The organism is Bacillus sp. EU55 (assembly GCF_038005925.1).
Lineage (GTDB): Bacteria > Bacillota > Bacilli > Bacillales > Bacillaceae > Bacillus > Bacillus velezensis.
Genome location: NZ_JBBOUE010000001.1, coordinates 2,854,809 through 2,875,610 on the forward strand (window position 1 = coordinate 2,854,809; position 20,802 = coordinate 2,875,610).

Annotated in this window: 23 protein-coding genes and 1 other annotated feature; of the genes, 4 read left to right on the plus strand and 19 right to left on the minus strand. The window is 47.1% G+C overall.

What is annotated here, in order from left to right:
* Nucleotides 1-21: 21 nt before the first annotated feature.
* From greA to NYE50_RS14555, 11 genes are all read right to left on the minus strand, one after another.
* Nucleotides 22-495: a transcription elongation factor GreA gene (greA, locus tag NYE50_RS14505; RefSeq protein WP_003152766.1), complete on the minus strand. Its 474-nt coding sequence runs from the start codon at nt 493-495 to the stop codon at nt 22-24.
* A gap of 253 nt (nt 496-748) precedes the next feature.
* Nucleotides 749-1,384, minus strand: a complete 636-nt coding sequence (udk, locus tag NYE50_RS14510) for a uridine kinase (RefSeq protein WP_003152763.1) — start codon at nt 1,382-1,384, stop codon at nt 749-751.
* A 6-nt stretch (nt 1,385-1,390) separates the two neighbouring features.
* Nucleotides 1,391-2,659 carry a peptidase U32 family protein gene (locus NYE50_RS14515; RefSeq protein ID WP_017418217.1) on the minus strand — a complete coding sequence of 423 codons (1,269 nt, stop codon included), beginning with the start codon at nt 2,657-2,659 and terminating at the stop codon, nt 1,391-1,393.
* Between the two features lie 17 nt (nt 2,660-2,676).
* Nucleotides 2,677-3,606 carry a peptidase U32 family protein gene (locus NYE50_RS14520; protein WP_007408214.1) on the minus strand — a complete coding sequence of 310 codons (930 nt, stop codon included), beginning with the start codon at nt 3,604-3,606 and terminating at the stop codon, nt 2,677-2,679.
* Between the two features lie 6 nt (nt 3,607-3,612).
* Nucleotides 3,613-4,266, minus strand: a complete 654-nt coding sequence (locus NYE50_RS14525) for an O-methyltransferase (protein WP_007612793.1) — start codon at nt 4,264-4,266, stop codon at nt 3,613-3,615.
* 151 nt (nt 4,267-4,417) lie between these two features.
* The gene (gene mltG / locus NYE50_RS14530; protein WP_071181865.1) at nt 4,418-5,509 is read right to left on the minus strand and encodes an endolytic transglycosylase MltG; all 1,092 of its coding nucleotides are present in this window, start codon (nt 5,507-5,509) and stop codon (nt 4,418-4,420) included.
* A 110-nt stretch (nt 5,510-5,619) separates the two neighbouring features.
* Nucleotides 5,620-5,901 (minus strand): DUF1292 domain-containing protein, encoded by a 282-nt coding sequence (locus NYE50_RS14535; RefSeq protein ID WP_003152751.1) that lies wholly within the window; start codon nt 5,899-5,901, stop codon nt 5,620-5,622.
* Nucleotides 5,902-5,913: 12 nt separating this feature from the next.
* Entirely contained in the window at nt 5,914-6,330 is a 417-nt protein-coding gene (ruvX, locus tag NYE50_RS14540) for a Holliday junction resolvase RuvX (protein ID WP_003152750.1), read from the minus strand.
* 8 nt (nt 6,331-6,338) lie between these two features.
* Entirely contained in the window at nt 6,339-6,605 is a 267-nt protein-coding gene (locus NYE50_RS14545; RefSeq protein ID WP_003152749.1) for an IreB family regulatory phosphoprotein, read from the minus strand.
* Nucleotides 6,606-6,689: 84 nt separating this feature from the next.
* Nucleotides 6,690-9,326, minus strand: a complete 2,637-nt coding sequence (alaS, locus tag NYE50_RS14550; RefSeq protein ID WP_085342225.1) for an alanine--tRNA ligase — start codon at nt 9,324-9,326, stop codon at nt 6,690-6,692.
* An 80-nt stretch (nt 9,327-9,406) separates the two neighbouring features.
* Nucleotides 9,407-9,614: a binding site (T-box leader), on the minus strand.
* A gap of 43 nt (nt 9,615-9,657) precedes the next feature.
* Nucleotides 9,658-10,719 carry an AI-2E family transporter gene (locus tag NYE50_RS14555; RefSeq protein ID WP_021494373.1) on the minus strand — a complete coding sequence of 354 codons (1,062 nt, stop codon included), beginning with the start codon at nt 10,717-10,719 and terminating at the stop codon, nt 9,658-9,660.
* Between the two features lie 220 nt (nt 10,720-10,939).
* Here NYE50_RS14555 and NYE50_RS14560 point away from each other — a divergent pair, with 220 nt between their 5' ends.
* From NYE50_RS14560 to NYE50_RS14575, 4 genes are read left to right on the plus strand one after another with little or no spacing between them, the layout of a single operon-like run.
* Entirely contained in the window at nt 10,940-11,668 is a 729-nt protein-coding gene (locus NYE50_RS14560; RefSeq protein WP_061862425.1) for an amino acid ABC transporter ATP-binding protein, read from the plus strand.
* Nucleotides 11,669-11,688: 20 nt separating this feature from the next.
* On the plus strand, nt 11,689-12,516 hold the full coding sequence (locus tag NYE50_RS14565) for a transporter substrate-binding domain-containing protein (RefSeq protein ID WP_159354418.1): 828 nt from the start codon (nt 11,689-11,691) through the stop codon (nt 12,514-12,516).
* A gap of 56 nt (nt 12,517-12,572) precedes the next feature.
* Nucleotides 12,573-13,223 carry an amino acid ABC transporter permease gene (locus NYE50_RS14570; protein ID WP_044801639.1) on the plus strand — a complete coding sequence of 217 codons (651 nt, stop codon included), beginning with the start codon at nt 12,573-12,575 and terminating at the stop codon, nt 13,221-13,223.
* Between the two features lie 18 nt (nt 13,224-13,241).
* Nucleotides 13,242-13,898, plus strand: a complete 657-nt coding sequence (locus NYE50_RS14575; protein ID WP_015417903.1) for an amino acid ABC transporter permease — start codon at nt 13,242-13,244, stop codon at nt 13,896-13,898.
* 35 nt (nt 13,899-13,933) lie between these two features.
* On the opposite strand, the gene NYE50_RS14580 is transcribed toward NYE50_RS14575, so the two are convergent.
* The 8 genes from NYE50_RS14580 to cymR all read right to left on the minus strand — a co-directional run bounded on the left by NYE50_RS14580 (nt 13,934) and on the right by cymR (nt 20,699).
* Complete coding sequence (locus NYE50_RS14580) at nt 13,934-14,065, minus strand: YrzQ family protein (RefSeq protein ID WP_003152741.1); 132 nt, start codon at nt 14,063-14,065, stop codon at nt 13,934-13,936.
* Nucleotides 14,066-14,086: 21 nt separating this feature from the next.
* Complete coding sequence (locus NYE50_RS14585; protein ID WP_003152738.1) at nt 14,087-14,278, minus strand: hypothetical protein; 192 nt, start codon at nt 14,276-14,278, stop codon at nt 14,087-14,089.
* Between the two features lie 12 nt (nt 14,279-14,290).
* The gene (locus NYE50_RS14590) at nt 14,291-14,749 is read right to left on the minus strand and encodes a PRC-barrel domain-containing protein (RefSeq protein WP_007408205.1); all 459 of its coding nucleotides are present in this window, start codon (nt 14,747-14,749) and stop codon (nt 14,291-14,293) included.
* Nucleotides 14,750-14,867: 118 nt separating this feature from the next.
* Nucleotides 14,868-17,246, minus strand: a complete 2,379-nt coding sequence (gene recD2, locus NYE50_RS14595; protein ID WP_007408204.1) for an SF1B family DNA helicase RecD2 — start codon at nt 17,244-17,246, stop codon at nt 14,868-14,870.
* Between the two features lie 18 nt (nt 17,247-17,264).
* On the minus strand, nt 17,265-17,885 hold the full coding sequence (locus NYE50_RS14600; RefSeq protein ID WP_088461189.1) for a tetratricopeptide repeat protein: 621 nt from the start codon (nt 17,883-17,885) through the stop codon (nt 17,265-17,267).
* A gap of 87 nt (nt 17,886-17,972) precedes the next feature.
* Nucleotides 17,973-19,088, minus strand: coding sequence for a tRNA 2-thiouridine(34) synthase MnmA (mnmA, locus tag NYE50_RS14605; protein ID WP_128496748.1), 1,116 nt, complete (start codon nt 19,086-19,088; stop codon nt 17,973-17,975).
* A gap of 36 nt (nt 19,089-19,124) precedes the next feature.
* Nucleotides 19,125-20,264, minus strand: coding sequence for a cysteine desulfurase family protein (locus NYE50_RS14610; protein WP_007612815.1), 1,140 nt, complete (start codon nt 20,262-20,264; stop codon nt 19,125-19,127).
* A gap of 18 nt (nt 20,265-20,282) precedes the next feature.
* Nucleotides 20,283-20,699, minus strand: a complete 417-nt coding sequence (gene cymR, locus NYE50_RS14615) for a cysteine metabolism transcriptional regulator CymR (protein ID WP_003152730.1) — start codon at nt 20,697-20,699, stop codon at nt 20,283-20,285.
* Nucleotides 20,700-20,802 lie beyond the last annotated feature (103 nt).

Below are 20,802 nucleotides of genomic sequence, written 5' to 3' on the forward strand. Positions count from 1 at the left end.
TGTTTCATTGTTAAACGGATCTTATGAAATTTTCACAATTTTCACGAGCATTTCTCCGCCCGGCGTCTGAACTGTCACTTCTTCGTCCACTTTTCTGCCGAGCAGGCTTTTGGCGATTGGCGAGTCGTTTGAAATTTTCCCTTCAAACGGATCAGCTTCAGCGCTTCCGACAATCGTGTAAGATTCTTCTTCACCGTCCGGCAATTCGATGAATGATACGGTTTTTCCCAAACCGACTACATTTGAACCGCCGTCGTCCTCGATGATTTTCGCATTGCGGATCATGTTTTCAAGCGTCGTGATGCGCCCTTCCACAAATGCCTGTTCTTCTTTTGCAGAATCATACTCAGAGTTCTCTGACAGATCTCCGAAGCTTCTTGCGATTTTAATGCGTTCTACTACTTCTTTACGTTTAACCGTTTTCAATTGCTCTAATTCTTGTTCAAGTTTTTGTTTTCCTTCGTGAGTCATCGGAAAAACTTTTTCTTGTGCCATGTTCCTTCACTCCTTGGTGGTTGTCCCTCAACAATAACGTGTGATTATGTATGAGAGCATAAACGAAAAAATCAAGAATGAGAACACAGGGCAGTCCTCGTTCTTCTCTCCCATATAGGTACTGTTTATCTTAAACTGAATGTGTGTTTTCTGCAAATGTTTCGGTTTATAAACAGGGAAAGAAGGGAACTGTCTCATTCCCTTCCAGCCTATACATAATATGGTCTGAGTTATTTATGTCTATGCTATGGTATTACAAAATTGCATTTTGTTCAAGGATCGTTTGAATCTTCGTGACCATCAGATCGATTGCGACGTGGTTTTGCCCGCCTTCCGGAATAATGATGTCCGCGTAGCGTTTCGTCGGTTCAACAAACTGATTGTGCATCGGTCTGACGACGGACACATACTGCTCAATGACAGAATCGATTGAACGGCCTCTTTCGTTAATATCTCTCATAATCCGTCTGATGATACGGAGATCCGCGTCCGTGTCGACATAAAGTTTCATATCCATGAGGTCGCGAAGCCTTTTATCTTCGAGAACGAGAATGCCTTCCAGAATTATGACATCCTTCGGCTCAACCGGAATGGTTTCCTCAGAACGCGTATGCAGTTTATAATCATAAATCGGCTTTTCTATCGGCCGGTAATTCAAAAGCTCTTGAATATGCTCGATTAAATAGTCATTATCAAATGCGAGCGGGTGATCATAGTTTGTGTTCAGCCTTTCTTCAAACGGAAGATGGCTTTGGTCTTTATAATAAAGGTCTTGCTGGATCATTAAAATCGAGTGTCCTTTAAACTGTTCATAGATGGAACGGGTGACGCTTGTTTTTCCTGATCCGGAACCTCCTGCGATGCCTATAACTACAGGACTCTTACCCATTGGTGATTACTTCCCCTTTCTCATCATGTTGCTCGGATAAATCTTTTTGTCTACTTTAAATGTAACGATTTGCAGGGGATGGCGGGCAGCATCAAGCTCGTTTCCGTCTTCGTCCCAAATAGTGCCGATTGTGAATGTGAAATTGTCGATTTCAGGACCGAAAAATTCCACTTCGTCACCTTGTTTAAAGAAATTGCGCTGCTGGAGCGTCACCATTTGAGTGTCCTCGTTATACGCGAGCACGAGACCGGCAAAATCAAATGTTGTTTTCTTTCCGTGTTCACCGAACATCTGCTCTTCATACCCAGGCGTGCCTTCAAAGAAAGCAGGCGCGGTATCCCGGTTTGCACATTTGTCCAGCTCATCCAGCCATTCTTTTTGAATGACAAAGTTTTCAGGATCAGCGCAGTATGCGTCGATGACTTTGCGATACACGCTGACAACCGTCGCAACGTAATGAATTGATTTCATCCGGCCTTCAATTTTCAGGCTGTCGATGCCCATCTCGATCATTTGCGGAATGGATTCAATCAATTTTAAATCTTTCGGGCTCATCGCAAACGGAGCGTCTTCTTCATCATAGAGCGCGACCGCGTTTGCACCGTCTGTCTGATACAGGTCATAATCCCAGCGGCAGGACTGACAGCAGCCGCCGCGGTTGGAATCCCGGGCCGTCATGTGATTGCTCAGCACGCATCGGCCTGAATAAGCGATACACATGGCGCCGTGGATAAAGGTTTCAATTTCAATATCCACCTTTTCCTTCATTTCTTTAATTTCCAGTCCGCTCGTTTCACGGGCAAGCACCACGCGGTCAAGCCCTTCTTCTTTCCAGAACTGCACCGCTTTCCAGTTGGAAAGGGACTGCTGTGTGCTGAGGTGAATTTCTACATCCGGGGCCACTCTCCGGCATGTTTCAATAATCAGCGGATCAGCGACGATAATTCCGGCAACTTTTGCGTCTCCCAACGCTTTTAAGTATTCTTCCAGACCGTCCATATTTTCATTATGGGCGAAAATGTTTGTTGTCACATATATTTTTGCCCCGTATTTTTTGGCAAATTCTACGCCCTCTGCGATTTCTTCTATTGAGAAGTTATCCGCATTTGAGCGGAGTCCGTATTCCTGTCCTCCGATAAAAACCGCGTCCGCTCCGTAATGAACGGCAATTTTTAATTTTTCAAGGTTTCCTGCCGGAGCAAGGAGTTCAGGTTTTTTCGTAATGACGCGCTTTCCGTTTACGACTTTGGAAATGGTTTGATTTACGGCTGTCATCCGTTGCACCCTCCTTTTTAATAGACCGTTTCTTTAAAGAAGAATCCTGTGTCGATGCTTCTGTTCACAGGCTGAATGCTTTCAATCCGCTCTATCCAGCTCTCTTTTTTCTCTTCGTATGTCTCTCGGCTTTCGAAGCACAAATCGATTGCTTCTCTGTACATGCGGGTCACTTCAGTTAAGTATTCAGGAGACTTCAAAACTCCGTCGATTTTGAAAGAATCGATGCCGGCATCCATCAGGTCCTCTAATTCATCAATCATGCACACATCGTTCGGGCTCATGATGTGCGTGCCGTTTTCATCTTCAAAAATCGGGTATTTATTGCCCCGTTCCTTGTCATGCAGAAACATCCCCGCTTCTTTTTTCTTCTGTTCGATGTCCATGACTTTTCCCTGGTATTCGAAGTAATGGCCCACTAAAGAACGCTTCGATTGGAACATGCACGTCATTCCGTGGATTTGAATTTCAATTTCGACTTCGGCGTTTTCTTTTATGTCAATGATGCTGTCCATATTTAATTCCTTAGCCAGCACTGCCCGCCGTGCGCCTTTGCGTCCCCAGTAATTGCAGGAATAGTAGTTGGTTCCCGTTGTTTCCGTGCTCCAGTGCAGTTTAAGCTCGGGAGCCGCTTCACGCGCCGCCATTAAAACGGCCGGATCACCGAAAACAGCCGCATCAACGCCGGCCTCCTGCAAAAAGGCAAGATAGCCGTTCAGCTCGTCCACTTTTTCGTTGTGAAAAATAGCATTCACGGCGGCGTACACTTTCGCGCCTTCCTGATGAGCTGTCTTTACGGCTTCTTTTATATCTTCTCTTGAAAATTCACCGGCCAGTCTCAGGCCGTATCTCTGTTCTCCGACTAACAGGGCCGTTGCGCCCGCTTGAATGAGCGGAAGAATATCCTGTACAGAAGTCGGAGTCACCAAAAGTTCAGGTTTTTTCATGATCCTTCACCTCTTCTTTTTACTGATGGCGATGCCGTCTCCGACCGGCAGTATGACCGTTTGATAGTCAGGCCGGTCCATCAGCCATTGGTTATATTGATCAATTTTTTCAACAAGCTTCCGTCTTCTTTTCGGCTCAATGTCCGAGTGATTTTGTGCCACCAGTCCTTTAAACAGAACATTGTCCGTAAAAATGACTCCATCCGGCGCAAGCATCGGTTCATAGAGCTCAAAAAAGTTCGTGTACTGGCCTTTGGCCGCGTCGATAAAAATGGCATCATAAGGAGCCGTGACACGGACAGACTCAGAAAGTTCCAGCGCATCCCCGTGCATTACGTGAATCCGGTTTTCCATTTCAAAGTCTTTTATATTGTTCACAGCTTCTTCATAGCGTTTGTCGTCCCGTTCAATCGTGTAAATATTCGCATCCGGAAGCTCAAGCGCCATCCGTATGGCGGAATATCCGATTGCCGCGCCGATTTCCAAAATGTTTTTCGCCTGTTGAATCGACAGCATTTGAAGCAGCACTTCAATGCCCGCTTCTTCCATAATCGGAACATGGTGCTCTTTTGCATAGGCTTCAAGCTTTTTCACTTTATCAGGCCGAGGCTTCAGCATCGCATTTATATACTCGTTTATTTGTTCATACCGATCATTCACGGCAAACAGCCTCCGTTCTAAAAAGGAGTGCCCCTGACGAATCCGCGGGGACACTCTCTTAAGACACTTCTTTATCCATAAGTAAACAACCCGATATATTTTATCATAAAACCTTTCAGAATGGAATAAAAGGAGAGCTTTTGCCCTCCTTTTATTCGCTGTCTTTTTTGGAAATATACTTTTCCTTCGCTTTATTATGGTCTTTTAATGTTTTGGTGAAAACAACCTCGCCGTTTGATTTTGCAAGGAAATAGAGATAATCCGTTTTATCAGGGCGGAGAGCCGCTTCCCATGATGAATCACCGGCATTTGCAATCGGTCCCGGCGGCAGCCCCTTATGTTTATACGTATTAAACGGAGAATCAATTTTCAGGTCTTTGTAGTAGACCCGGCTTTTATGCTTACCGGCCGCATATAATACCGTCGGGTCAGTCTGCAGCGGCATTTTTTCTTCGAGCCTGTTGTAAAAAACGCTGGCGATTTTGTGACGGTCGGCTTTGGCGGTGGCTTCTTCTTCAATAAGTGATGCCATTGTCAGCGCGTTATGGACGGAAAGTTTCTTTTTTTTCAGTTCAGATTTATACGTTTCGATACGGGTGTTTGTTTCCTGAACCATTGCCGTCAAAATCGTGTCAAGCGATGCATCCGGATCATTAAACGGATATGTGGCCGGATACAGATAGCCTTCGAGCGGATGCTTGAGCTTCTTGTTTGAAAGCGCGTCCGTTATCGTATCAGGAAACTGTTTTTTCAGTTTGCCGATGAATGTTTTGTCATCCAGTTTCGCCATGATCTCTTCTTTTGAATATGATGTTTCTTTTGCGATCGCATCCGCAATCTGCGTAAGTTGTTTTCCTTCAGGAACGGAGATCTGAAAGGCATATCCCGTTGATCCCGCGGTCAGTTTTTTGATAATCGCATCCGCATCCATTCCTTTATTCAGGTGGTAAAATCCCGCCTGAAACCCGGAAGCGCCTTTATACTTCACATACAGCTGAAATGCTTTTTTGCTTTTGATGACATGCTGATCCTCAAGAATTTCAGCGATTGCCGAAACGGAAGAACCGCTCGGAATATTAATATTGACTGCCGTTTTGCTGCCTTTGTCAATCGGGGACAGCAGAGATTTTCCATAGAAAAAAGCACCGCCAATGATGATAAGCAGAGCGATCACGGAGGACAGTATTATCGTCGTTTTTTTGTTTTTACGCGGAAATGAATTTTTAGTCTGATTGATATTCATACAAGTATTTTCCTCCCAACAGCTCTTATACTACATGATTCATGTGCATTCGGCAATTTATTACAAAAAAAAGCCGAAGCGCATATGCGCTCCGGCTTTTTCCGTTCATTTTATTCTTCGTCTTCTTCCGCTAAAAACGTGTTCAGCGTTTCTTCGATCATTTCCCACTCTTCATCGGTTTCAATCGGCATCAGTTCGCCGTCTTCACCGTTTTCGTTCGGTTCGAAGCTTGAAGCGTGAATTTCGATTTCATCATCGTCTTGAGCATCAATCGGATAATAAAGTACGTAAGATTTGTTGAATGTGTCGTTTTCAAATGTGAACAGCACTTCGCAAAGCTGTTCGTTTCCTTGATCATCGACAATTGTAATGTGTTTTTCGCCGTGTTCCATTTCTTTCACCTCTTAGTTTAAACTGTCCAGATATCCTTGAAGGATCATGACAGCCGCCATTTTATCAATGACTTTTTTTCGTTTTTGCCTGCTGACGTCAGCCGCGATCAGCATTTTTTCAGCCGCCATCGTCGTCAGACGCTCGTCCCACAGCACAACAGGGACATTGTACGCTGTTTCAAGCAGTTTCGCAAATGTTTGGCTGGCTTCGCCTCTTGGACCGATCGTCCCGTTCATGTTTTTCGGAAAACCGAGCACGATCTTCTCTACATTATAGTCTTTCATCAGCTCGGATAAACGGTCCAGACCGTAATCTCCTTCAGCCTCGTTTATTTTTATCGTCTCAATGCCTTGAGCGGTCCAGCCCATTTCATCGCTTAAAGCTACGCCGAGTGTTTTCGTTCCAAGATCAAGTCCCAATATTCTCATGAATGTATTTACGCCTCTTTATGCTGTTCTAGATAGGATTTTACCAATTCCTCGATTAATTCGTCACGTTCCAGTTTGCGAATTAAGTTCCGGGCGTCGCGATGCCTAGGAATGTATGCAGGATCTCCAGACAGCAAGTATCCGACAATCTGGTTGATAGGATTGTACCCCTTTTCCTGAAGCGCATCATATACCGTAATCAGCACTTCTTCGACGTTTGTTTCAGCAGAATCATCGGAGAAATTAAATTTCATCGTTTTATCAAACGAGCTCACCGTTTTGCACCTCTTTCCCAAATTCGCAGGCAAAGTTCAGCCTGAGGTCCTCATCTTATCATCATTCTACACTACTTGAAAGGATTATAAAACGGATTTTATCCAATCTTCCGCAGATGCGAGCGCCTCTTCCAATTTTTCAGGCTGCTTTCCGCCGGCCTGCGCCATGTCCGGACGGCCTCCGCCTCCGCCTCCGCAGACTTCAGCCGCTTGTTTGACCATTTTGCCGGCATGAAGGCCTTTTTCGATCAGGTCTTTCGTCACGCCTGCTGAAAGGTTGACTTTCTCATTTTGCACGGCGCCGAGAATGATGACCGCAGAACCGAGCTTCGCTTTCAGATCATCCACCATAGTGCGAAGGTGGTTCATGTCTTTCGCATTTACTTTTTCAGCCAGCACTTTTACGCCGCCGATGTCTTTTACTTTAGACAGAATGGCTCCGGCTTCCACATTGCCGAGTTTGCTGAGCAATGATTCATTTTCTCTTTGCGCTTCCTTCAGCTCCGCTTGAAGAGACTGAATTCGCTTCGGTACGTCTTTTACGTTTGATTTCAGCTCGTCCGCAGCGTGCTGCAGAAGGCTGAGCTGGCTGTTCATTTCCTGATAAGCGCCTTTTCCTGTTACGGCTTCAATTCTTCGTGTCCCTGCGCCGATCCCTGATTCGGATACGATTTTAAACAGGCCGATTTCAGCCGTATTCGTGACATGGCATCCGCCGCAAAGCTCAAGGCTGTAATCTCCGACTTGTACGACGCGGACGATATCGCCGTATTTCTCGCCGAACAGGGCCATCGCGCCCATTTCTTTCGCTTCATTGATCGGTTTCAAATCAATCACTACCGGAATGCTCTCCCAGATTTTTTCGTTGACGATTCCTTCAATGCGTTCAAGTTCTTCTTTCGTCACTTGACCGAAATGAGAGAAGTCAAAACGCAGACGGTTTTCGGTAACGAGTGAACCCGCTTGGTTGACATGTGTGCCGAGAACGTCTTTCAGCGCCTGGTGCAGAAGGTGGGTAGCCGTATGGTTTTTCACCACGCCGCTTCTCATTTGATCTTCAACTTCAGCCGTCACGCTTGCGCCTTTTTGAATCGTGCCGCTATCCACCGTGCCTTCGTGTACATGCTGACCGTTCGGAGCTTTTTTCACGTCTTTAATGGTTACGACAGCCTGCTCGCTTCTCAGCACTCCTCTGTCACCGATCTGTCCGCCGCTTTCAGCATAGAAAGGCGTTTTGTCAAGAAGGATTTGGACGGTATCCCCTTCATGAGCCTCACTGATTAATTGCCCGTCATGAAGAAGCTCGATCACCTTCGCTTCAGCTTTTACGGCACTGTAGCCGACAAATGTGCTTTCTGCGGTAATGTCGCGCAACGCGCCGCCCTGAACCTGCATGCTTCCTACATCTTGGCGCGCATTTCTCGCCCGTTCACGCTGTTTTTCCATTTCGGCTTCAAAGCCTTTATGGTCAACCGTCATTTGCTCATCTTCCGCGTATTCCTCCGTCAATTCAACCGGGAATCCGTACGTATCGTACAGTTTGAATACGTCTTTTCCGGAGATGATGCCGCTGCCTTTTTCCTTCTCTTTCTTTATCACGTCGGATAAAATGGCCAGACCTTCGTTTAATGTTTCGTGGAAGCGCTCTTCCTCCGTTTTGATGACTTTGGCGATAAACTCTTGCTTTTCTTTCACCTCCGGATAGAAAGCGTCCATAATTCCTGCAACAGTCGGTACTAGCTCGTACATAAACGGACGGCTGATACCGATGGTTTTCGCGTATCGCACTGCCCGGCGCAAGAGGCGTCTCAGTACATACCCGCGCCCTTCGTTCGAAGGAAGCGCCCCGTCGCTTACCGCAAATGCGACCGTTCTGATATGATCGGCGATCACTTTAAAGGCCGTATCCTTCACTGCGTCCTTTCCGTAAGCATCTCCGGAAATGCGCTCTGTTGCTTCAATAATCGGCATAAACAAATCAGTGTCAAAGTTTGTCGGGACATCCTGAATCACGGAGACCATCCGTTCAAGCCCCATGCCCGTATCAATGTTTTTCTTCGGAAGCGGTGTGTACGTGCCGTCCGGGTTGTGGTTGAACTCTGAGAATACCAGGTTCCATACTTCAAGATAGCGATCATTTTCGCCGCCCGGATACAATTCAGAATCTGACGGGTCATTGCCGTATTTCTCGCCGCGGTCATAGAAAATTTCCGTATTCGGTCCGCTCGGGCCTTCGCCGATATCCCAGAAGTTCCCTTCCAGACGGATGATTCTTTCTTCCGGAACGCCGATTTTTTCCGCCCATAGCGTATAAGCTTCTTCATCCTCAGGGTGAACCGTTACAGACAGCAGCTCCGGATCAAAGCCGATCCACTTTTCGCTCGTTAAAAACTCCCATGCCCACGTGATGGCTTCTTCTTTAAAATAATCACCGATGGAAAAGTTTCCGAGCATCTCAAAGAACGTGTGGTGGCGCGCCGTTTTCCCCACATTTTCAATATCATTTGTGCGGATTGATTTTTGCGCGTTTACAATTCTCGGATTCTCCGGCACAACGCGGCCGTCAAAGTATTTTTTCAGCGTCGCAACGCCGCTGTTGATCCATAATAAAGACGGATCTTCATGCGGAACCAATGAGGCGCTCGGTTCAACGGCATGGCCTTTTTCTTTAAAGAAATCTAAAAACATTTGACGCACTTCAGCAGAAGTTAAGTGTTTCATCTATATTCCTCCTTATCACTACCCGAAATTCTCTTTTGCGACAGCAAAAAAGCTCTCTCCCTATGCAAACCATGCGTTCACACAGGGACGAGAGCTGTCTCGCGGTACCACCCTGATTACAGGCCGAAAAAGGCCTGTCACCTTTCATCCCGTAACGCAGGACTGCGGCAGCCTTTAACTGCACTCAGGATTAGCTTCCGCCGATCTTCTGCTGAAGCTCCTTTCAGCGTATCGGAGCTTCTCTCTTAAACAGGGCTTCGGCGTACTCATATCCGTCACTCGAGATTCGTATGTATTCTACTCGAAATTATAGACAAGCAGAACCCGAATGTCAATGTTCCGTCCTGATCCGCAAAAAGTGTATGGCCGTCACTTTTAAAACGGCTGCCGCCGGAACAGCGAGAATCATGCCGGGAATGCCCGCGAGCTCTCCTCCGGCAAGGAGCGCCAGCATGATCACGACGGGGTGCATTCTGAGACTGCGCCCGACAATAAGCGGGCTCAAAATGTTTCCTTCTATAAATTGCAGAATAAAAATCGTGACGATTACGATGATCACAGCTTTAGCAGAAATCGCCAGCGAAAGGAGCAGCGCCGGTACAGCGCCGATAAACGGACCGAAATACGGGATGACATTCGTAATCCCGATGGCAAGGCCCAAAATCAGCGGGTAAGGAAGCCCGAACAGCCAAAATGAAACGCCGGCTATTAGCCCGAGCAAAAAACAAACGAGAAGCTGACCGCGGATGTAATCACCGAGAGAGTCGTCCACATCCCGCAGAAATTCACTCCCCCTTTTTCTCCAGGACTTCGGCGTCAAATACCAGACTGTCTTTTTCATGACGTCTATATCCTTCACCATATAGAACACGAGAAAAGGAATCGTCGCCGCGATCAGGATATAATCAAGCACGAAACGGATGCTTCTGATCGTGCTTTCAATCGTGCCGGCAAGAAACGTTTCTGTCTGCTGAATCATTTTGTCCATCCGATGGTGCATGCCGTCAGGCCAATGATCCGTGTGATTATGCAGATGCGTCAGCATGCTGTTGTAGTTTTTGGCAAGACCGGGAATGCTCTCAGACAGATCCTGCAGCTGTTCAATTAAAACAGGAACCCCTTTATAAACCCCCCAGCCGATTCCGCCGAAAAACAGGCAATAAATCAGAAGCAGGCTTAAAGTTCTAGGCATCCCTTTTCTATGAAGCCATTCAGTAATCGGAAGTAAAAGATAAGCAATAAATACTGCGATGAATATAGGAATAAAGAGAGATTTTATAACAAGCCAAATGGGAGACCATAACATATCGAGCATGCAAAAGACATACACTGTTAACAAAACGAGCAGACATACAGCCGTCCACATTAAGAGCTGCAGCGGTTTTTGAAGCATGACGTTTCACCTCTTGCTTTATCTTTTGACAGAAAGCCGGAATTATTCCCGTTTCATAAACTCCGCCTTATGACGCAGACCTCTTGACGGAAATAATTATCAGAAATTACGAAATAATCTAAATAATGTTCATAAAAATCTGTATAACCATCGTAATGTGTTAAAGGATTTCAAAAACTGTCCAGTCAATATGACTCTTGTTTTTTTAAGGAGGATGGCCATGATTTCATTTCAGGATGTAAATAAGCACTACGGACATTTCCACGTGCTGAAAAACATTAATCTGCACATTAAAAAAGGGGAAGTCGTCGTTATCATCGGACCTTCAGGATCGGGAAAAAGCACGCTTCTCCGCTGCATTAATCAGCTGGAAACAGTTGATGGAGGCGCCTTAACGGTAAACGGCGTCTCCATCCAAGACAAGAAAACGGATATAAATAAAGTCCGCCGCAATATCGGCATGGTGTTCCAGCATTTTCATCTGTACCCGCACAAAACCGTTCTGCAAAACATTATGCTCGCACCGATCAAAGTGCTTAAGCAATCAAAAGAAGAAGCAAAAGAAACGGCCTTATACTATTTGAAAAAAGTCGGTATACCGGAAAAAGCGGACGCTTATCCTTCACAGCTTTCCGGCGGCCAGCAGCAGCGTGTCGCCATCGCCAGGGGGCTTGCGATGAAGCCCGAAATTATGCTGTTTGATGAACCCACATCCGCGCTTGATCCGGAAATGATCGGGGAAGTGCTGGATGTCATGAAAACACTCGCAAAGGAAGGCATGACCATGGCAGTCGTCACACATGAAATGGGATTCGCAAAAGAAGTGGCGGACCGCATCGTGTTTATCGACGGCGGAGCCATCTTAGAAGAAGCTGCACCGGCTGAATTTTACGAAAGCCCCCGTGAAGAGAGGGCGCGTTTATTCTTAAGCCGTATTTTAAATCACTGAAAAGAAACGGAGGAGCGCTTATGTCACGCGTAACAAAATGGTTGTCATTCGGATTGATATCACTGCTGGCCGTCTTTATGCTGGCAGCCTGCGGAGGGAAAGATACGTCCGGAGATTCAAAAGGAACGGGAAAAGACACGTTAGCCTCTATTAAAGACAGAGACAAAATCATCTTCGGCGTCAAAACCGACACGAGGTTATTCGGACTGAAAAACCCAAGCTCCGGTGATATTGAAGGCTTCGATATTGATATCTCAAAACAGCTCGCAAAAGATATTCTGGGGGATGAGAAGAAAGCGGAATTTAAAGAAGTAACGTCAAAAACGAGAATTCCGATGCTGCAAAACGGCGATATCGACGCCATCACCGCCACGATGACGATAACGGATGAGCGGAAAAAAGAAGTTGATTTCTCAGATGTTTATTTTGAAGCCGGGCAATCCCTGCTCGTCAAAAAAGGAAGCAGCATCAAAAGCATCGAAGACCTGGGAAAAGGCTCAAAAGTATTGGCGGTAAAAGGCTCTACTTCCTCACAAAACATCAGAGAAAAAGCGCCTGACGCCTCAGTGCTGGAATTTGAAAATTACGCCGAAGCGTTCACTGCGCTTAAAGCGGGACAGGGAGATGCGCTCACAACCGATAATGCGATTTTATACGGCATGGCAGATGAAAATAAACAATATCAGCTGACAGGCGAAACCTTCACCGATGAACCTTACGGAATCGCCGTCAAAAAAGGCCAATCCGGACTCATCAAGGAAATCAACGCCTCTTTGAAAAAAATGAAAGCCGACGGCAGGTACGAAAAAACCTATAAAAAATGGATTAAAGAAGAACCGGCAAAATAGAAAGGACCGCGGGATGAGCAGGCATGCTCATCCCCGTTTTATAAGGAGTGACATAGATGAACTTTTCAATTTTAACGGAAAACTTCGATATGTATATGGACGGTTTCCTGCACACATTGCTTGCGAGCTTCATCGCGCTGGCAGGCAGCTTTGCGCTGGGCGTTCTGATCGCAGTCATGAGAATCACGGCTTTCAAACCCCTTCAATGGATCGGCACTGCGTATGTGGAATTTATCCGGAACATCCCGCTTCTCCTCATCACATTCGTTTTTTATTTCGGACTTCCGAACGCCGGGCTGAGATTGGACGGCTTTCAGGCGGGAACGATTGCGCTGACGATTTACACGTCGGCCTTTATCGCAGAAGCCATCAGAGCCGGAATTCAGACTGTCTCCAAAGGGCAGATGGAAGCAGCCAGATCGTCAGGCTTCACCTACAGTCAGGCGATGAGATACGTCATTCTTCCTCAGGCCGTAAAAATCGTGATTCCGCCGCTCGGAAACCAATTTCTCAATCTTGTCAAAAACTCATCAATACTCGGAGTGGTGGCGGGACTCGATTTGATGTATCAGGCGGATCTCGTTTCCTCAAGCACTCTTGTCGTGTTTGATGTCTATATTTTCGTCGCGCTTTTTTATTTGATATTAACGATCCCGCTCAGCATCGGGGTTCACTATTTGGAAAGACGTCTCGGAAAGAGTTATTAGAAAAGGAGAGTGAAAAACATGGATTTTAGCGGCGCCTATACACCTGACCATCTGCTGTTTTTATGGGACGGCTTTTTGGTCACACTTTATGTTGCGCTGATCTCCATTGTCCTGAGTTTTATTTTCGGGCTTGCCGCCGGCACTTTGCGCTATGCGAAAATTCCTATCGTCTCGGGCATTATAGCGGCCATTGTGGAAACCATCCGCAACCTGCCGCTGTTATTAATCATTTTCTTTACGTTTTTTGCCCTTCCGGAAATCGGGATCAAACTGGAAATTACCGCGGCCGCCATCACGGCGCTGACGATTTTTGAATCGGCCATGCTGTCAGAAATCATCAGAAGCGGTTTGCAATCCGTTGACAAAGGACAGATTGAAGCGGCGCGTTCTTCAGGACTGACGTACACGCAGACTCTTTTTCTCGTCGTCATGCCGCAGGCGCTCAGGCGTATGGTTCCTCCGATTGTGAGCCAGTTTATTTCTTTATTAAAGGATACGTCACTTGCGGTCGTCATCGCTCTGCCCGAACTGATTCATAACGCGCAGATTTTAAACGGACAAAGCGCTGACGGAGGGTATTTTTTCCCGATCTTTCTGCTGGCGGCCCTGATGTATTTCGCGGTCAATTACAGCCTGTCTCTCGCAGCCAGACGGCTGGAAGCCAGACAAACGTAAAAAGGATACTTCCGGAGAAGTATCCTTTTTTCTGCTTAAAACATTTTCATGACTCGTCTTCTCATCCGTTTCATACCTTTTTTATTCAGCATATCGGACTGAGAAGCCATACGATACATAACGGCTCCAGCTCCTAAAGCCAACAGAGAGGTCATTGTTCTGCCCATCGCGCGTATCTCCTTTCAACTTTAAAAATTGATACTGCGTTCGTCTTCAGAAAACAAATCATCAAGACTGCTTAACGTGCCGTCTTCCTCTACTTGATGTGTCGCAATTTTGCCTTTGGCCACCGTCAGCTCAATGAAGCAGCCCCAGCAATAGTATTGGTTTACGCCGATCTTGCCGATATCTTTGCTTTTGCAGTTCGGACATACAAGCACAGACTACACCTCTTATCCGTTCAGGACGATGCCTTCTTTCCCCGCTTCAATAAGCGTATCGGCGGCGCGGCGCACTTGGCGTCTGCCAGCCAGATCTGAAAAGAAGCCGTCCGAGAGTTCATATGCTACGATTATGCCCCTGTCCAAACAAAAGTATACATCTTCCAGCAAACCGAACATTTCACCATCAGGCGATTTCACCGGCTGCATCTTAATCTGTTCAAAAGTGAAACAGCTCTTCGGCAAAGGCTGCAAATGAGCATGACCGGCAGCTACGGCTTCTTGATCCATCTCTTTTATATCACTTGCCTCTAAAAAAAGATGGCGGTTGTGAAACAGGCGTTTCTGCTCCAGCACGAAACCGAGAAACCGGCCGTCCAGAGAGAAACATACATCCGATATCATCCCGAGACTGCGCCCGGTGTTTTCGTCATATACTGTTCGTCCTTCAGCTGCATGGCATGTTCTCAAAGTGTGATCAACCACCTTTTGTTGAACACGTATAGGTTTTGCCAAGAAGCCGGGCAGCATACTTTGAAATGACTTCCACAGGCGAAAACCCGGCGCATGTTTATGCTCCGGGTTTTATTTACGCTTTTTCTTCCATAAAGTCAAACGGCGTGATGCCTTCCATTCCGATGTTCGCATCATATACACTGAACGGCAGCTCTTTTTGCAGGGCGGCCAGTTCTGCATCCATCTCTTCAGTCTGCTCTGTGAGCCTGTTTTTAAGCGACGTCTGTCTGACGGTGGCATCATTGTTTTTGACGCCCCATTCAAGCGCTTCTTCTTCTCCGCAAAGAATCAGAAATTTTTTCGCCCTTGTTATGGCGGTATAAAGCAGATTTCTCCTGAGCATTCGATAGTAGCCTTTGACGACAGGCAGGACGACAATCGGGAATTCGCTTCCCTGCGACTTATGAATGGAACAGCAGTAAGCGTGGGTAAACTGGCTGAAATCCTTTTTCGTAAAGGTGATTTCGTTGCCGTCAAACGAGACGACGACCATGTCTTCTTTTTCCGTATTTTCTTTGGCATAAAAAATGGACACGATTTCGCCGATATCGCCATTAAACACATTGTTTTCCGGCTGGTTGACAAGCTGTAATATTTTATCGCCCGTCCTGTAGACGACATCACCGAATTTCAGCTCCCGCCTTTTTTCTTTCGGCGGATTCATGATGTCTTGAAGAAGCATATTCAGCTCGTTAATTCCCGCTTTTCCCCTGTACATCGGGGCAAGCACTTGAATATCCCTGGAGGTATACCCCTTTTTTAACGCGTTCGAGACGACCTGATCCACGACTTCTTTAATCTGTGAAGAATTACAGCGGATAAATGAGCGGTCCTTTGTCGGCGCGGTCAGCCCCTTTGGAAGCAGTCCTTTTTTCATATCATGCGCAAGTTCCACAATGGATGATCCTTCAGCCTGACGGTAAATATCTGTCAGACGCACGGTCGGCAGCACCTCAGAAGCCAAAAGGTCTCTGAGCACCTGCCCCGGTCCTACTGAAGGAAGCTGGTCTTCATCACCGACGACAATGAGCTGAATGTGCTTAGGAAGCGCCTTAAACAAATGGCTGGCGAGCCAGATATCGAGCATACTCGCTTCATCTATAATGATCAGTTTCCCTTCAATCGGCTGATCTTCATTATAGGTAAAGCCTTCAGCGCCATTCCAGCCGAGCAGCCTGTGAATCGTAACAGCCGGCAGCCCCGTAGATTCGCTCATCCGTTTTGCGGCTCTTCCCGTCGGCGCGGCAAGCAGCACCGGAAACGCCTCGTCTTTTTTATAATCACCGGGGTCAAGCGATACTCCGTGCAGTTCACTGTATAATTCCACGATTCCTTTAATAACGGTCGTTTTCCCCGTCCCGGGTCCTCCGGTCAGTAAAAGCATCGGTGAAGACAGCGCTTTTTGAATGGCATCCTTTTGGCTTGGTGCGTATTGAACATTCATCCGTTCTTCCAGTTCACCGAGTGCAAGCAGAAATTCCGATTCAGGAAATTGATCGGCATACTCCGTCTGAGCCGCAATGTCGAGCACGCGTTTTGCGACATTTTGTTCGGCGTAAAACAAGGACGGAAAATAGCAGCGCTCTCCTTCAATGACGATATCCTTACTCTCCCCGAGGGCGATGATGCCGTCAGCCGCATCCATCTCCGTAACGCGGCCGCCTTCAGCTGACTGATTCAGGAGCGTTTGCGTATTGATAATCAGCTGCTTTGTCTCTATGTACGTATGGCCTTCTGAAAGACAGGTCGATTCAATCGTATATAAGATTGCCGCTTTGATCCGCTCCGGGTGGTTTCCTGACAGACCCATTTTTCCGCCCAGCTCGTCAGCTTTCACAAAGCCGATGCCTTCAACGTCTTTTACAAGCTGATAAGGATTTTCCTGAATTTTCTCCAGGGTTTCCGTTTCGTAGGCCTGATATATTTTCATTGATAGCTGGGGCCCGAAACCATATTGGTTCAGAGAGATCATAATCTGCTCAAGCCCCTGATGCCGCTGCAGCTCTCCGGCAAGTTTATCCGCTTTCTTTTTCGACATTTTCGGCACATCGTAAAGCACCGACGCATCCGTCAGAATTTTATTGAGCGCGCCGTCTCCGAGTTTTTTGACGATTTCTTCCGCCGTTTTTTTTCCGATTCCTTCAAACAGATCACTTGATAAATAGTGAATGATCCCTTCTTTTGTGGTCGGAATTTCTTTTTTAAAGTGTTCAGCCTGAAATTGCAGGCCGAACTTAGGATGCGTGGCGGTTTTTCCGTAAAATGTGTAGGTCTCATCTTCTTGCAGCAGAGGGAAGTAGCCCGTTACGGATACGACCTTGTCTTCGATCGCCTCAGACGTTTCTGCAACCTTGACTTTCAGCACTGTATACAGGTTGGTGTCATTATGATAAATGACCGTATGAATGACGCCTTTTACATACGGCTGTTCTTCGATGTTCAGCTGATCCACGAGCCTTCCCTCCTTTTGTTATGACTGGGTGATAAGCTGTTTCGCATGAAGCGCAAGCATATGATCAGGCTGTATGCCGATTGCGCCTTCGAGCATCTCAAGCGCCTTTTCACGATTTTCTTTGTACGCGTAAGCGACCCCGGCATTATAAAATGCGTCCGCGTGGCTTGGGTCCTGCTCGATCACCGTCTCAAACTGCGCCAGAGCTTCATCCAGCATTTCTTCATTTGCGAGACACATTCCGAACTGGAAGCGTGCTTCCGTATCATTTTCGTTTAATTCAACGGCACGCTGCAAATACGGCAGTGCAAGCTTCGGCCGCTCTAATTTAACGAGAACGGTCCCCAGCATATAAAACAAATCTCCGTTTTCCATTCCGGAGCGAAGCGCTTTTTCAAACATATCCTTCGCTTCGGAAAACGATTCTTTCATCACATATACGTTTCCCGCACCGTAATAAGCGGCTGCCGCCGAATTGTCCAATTCGAGCGCTCTGTTATAGAATGCAAGCGCCCGTTCGAGTTCGTTCACAGAAGAAAGCAGATTTGCGAAGTTGATATACGGCACCGGATCTTGGCCGTTTTCCTCAATCGCTTTCGTAAAAGCCTCTGCCGCTTTTTCAAAATCGCCCTCCTGCATGGCGTCAATCCCGATTTTATTATAATCCATTTTTAACTTCCTTTCGCTAAAAAACCCCAACATGCGAGTTGAGGTTTTTTACATGTGTTATACGTACCACAATTTTGTTCCGTCTTTATAAACGTCATCTATCGTTCCGCCGCCGAGGCACTCTTCTCCGTCATAAAAAACGACGGCTTGTCCCGGTGTGACGGCGCGTACCTGCCCGTCAAAAATGACTTCCGCTTCATCATCACCCGTCATTTTCACCGTTACTTTGTGATCTTCCTGACGGTAGCGGAATTTCGCCGTGCATGTCATTTCGCCGCCGTCCATCAGACCTGGACGCGTCCAGCTGACATTTGTCGCCGTGATCTTATCGGAATACAGAAGCGGATTATGGAATCCTTGATCAACATACAGAATGTTTTTTTCAAGATCTTTACCGACGGCGAACCACGGCTCGCCGCTTCCGCCGATTCCAAGACCGTGGCGCTGTCCGATTGTATAATACATCAGACCGTCATGACGCCCTTTTACTTCTCCCTCCATTGTCATCATATCGCCCGGCTGAGCGGGGAGATATTGGCTGAGAAACGTTTTGAAGTTGCGTTCGCCGATAAAGCAGATTCCCGTGCTGTCTTTTTTCGCAGCTGTCGCAAGTTCCGCTTCTTTGGCGATTTCCCGCACGCGGCTTTTTTGCAGATCACCGATCGGGAACATGACTTTGCTGAGCTGTTCCTGATTGAGCTGATTCAGAAAATAAGTCTGGTCCTTGTTTTCATCCAGACCGCGGAGCATGCGCACTGTACCTGCGCTTCTGTCTACACGGGCGTAATGGCCCGTCGCAAGATAATCCGCGCCGAGTGACAGAGCATGATCCAAGAAAGCCTTAAACTTAATTTCTTTATTGCACATGACATCCGGATTGGGGGTTCTTCCGGCTTTATATTCATCAAGGAAATATTGAAATACCTTTTCCCAATATTGCTTCTCAAAATTGACGGCATAATACGGAATTCCGATCTGGTTGCAGACCCGGATGACGTCTTCATAATCTTCCGTCGCCGTGCAAAAACCGTTTTCGTCCGTATCATCCCAGTTTTTCATAAAGATTCCGATTACATCGTAGCCCTGCTCCTTCAGCAGAAGGGCCGCCACGGAAGAGTCCACGCCGCCGGACATGCCGACTACGACTCTTGTATCCTCCGGCCGTTTTTCCATTTGCATTCACTCCATTAAAAACGTAAGTCCGCCGTTTTAAGCAAGCCGTTTAACGACGGCGGCAAGCTTTTCGGCGGCTGTTTCGATTTGTTCCGCCGTATTGCCGAGGCCGAAGCTGAGGCGGATTGACGAAGTCAGCCTGCCGCTCTCACTTCCGAACATGGCCGTAAGCACATGGGACGGAAGAACGGATCCTGCCGTACAAGCAGATCCGCTGGAAACGGCAATGCCTTCCATGTCAAGATTGACCAGCAGCGCTTCCACCGGCACACCGGGAAAGTAAAGGTTTAAAATATGAGGCAGGCATTTCTCGGCATCTCCGTTCACCTCCGCTGTAACGCCGGATTTTTCCAGCGTGCTCATGATGATGTTCTTAAACTCCTTATACTTCGCTGTTTTCTCTTCCCTCTCACGGTTTGAAAGGACGACCGCTTCTTTTAAGCCTGCGATGCCCGGTACATTTTCCGTCCCCGCGCGGCGCTTTCGTTCCTGCTCTCCCCCGAGAAGAATCGGTGACAGCTTCACCTCTTGATTTACATATAAAAAGCCTGTCCCTTTAGGCCCGTTAAGCTTGTGGCCGGAAACAGACAGCATGTCAATTCTGCTTTTTTTCACGTCAATCGGCATATAACCGAATGCCTGGACGGCATCTGTGTGAAAATAGGCCTGATGCCCGCTTAACAGCTCTCCGATTTCGTCAATCGGCTGAATGGTTCCAACTTCGTTATTGCCATACATGACGGTAACAAGGATTGTATCATCACGGAGCGCTTCTTTCACCTGATTTGCACTGATCCGTCCTGAAGGGCCGGGGATGAGGTATGTCACCTCAAAGCCGTCTTCTTCCAGCTTTTCGCAGGCGTGCAATACAGCATGATGCTCAACAGCGGTCGTAATGATATGCTTTCCTTCATTCTTCCGGGCGGCAGCCGTTCCGAAAATCGCTAAATTATCAGCCTCCGTGCCGCCGCTTGTGAAAATAATTTCCTGTTCTTTCGCACTGATTTCGCGCGCGATGTCCGCTCTCGCTTCATCGACCCATTTCCGGGATTCTCTCCCGAATGAATGAATGCTTGACGGGTTGCCGAAACTGCCGAAGAAATGGGGCTTCATTTCTTCGAGCACACGCTCATCCATCGGGGAAGTCGCGGCATGATCTAAATAAATCCGTTCCATTGTCTGTACACCTCTGGTTTAAATATAGAACATATAAGCTTCCTGCTCGCCGTCCGTGTAGCTCGCAAGGTCTTCTAACGTCGTGCTGTCCAGCACGTCTTTTACAGCGTCGCGGATGCGTATCCATAACTCCCGCTTGGCAGGCTCTTCATCCTCAAGCACTTCTACCGGGCTGATCGGCCCTTCCAGCACTCTGATAATGTCTCCGGCCGTTATCTCTTCAGGCTGGCCCCCGAGCACGTAACCCCCGTAAGCGCCTCTGATGCTTTTTACGAGTCCCGCGTTTCTGAGCGGTGATACAAGCTGTTCCAAGTAATGCTCAGAAAGGCTGTTTGTTTGGGCGATGCTTTTGAGCGACGTCGGACCGTCTCCGTGCTTTTTCGCCAATTCAATCATAATGGTGAGCCCGTATCTTCCCTTTGTCGATATTTTCAATATGAACACCCCAGTCAATTCTAATTGTTAATTTATACAAGTAAATGGATATGAATAATCTGTTTAGTATCTTATAGACCAACTGTTATTATAACATAACTTA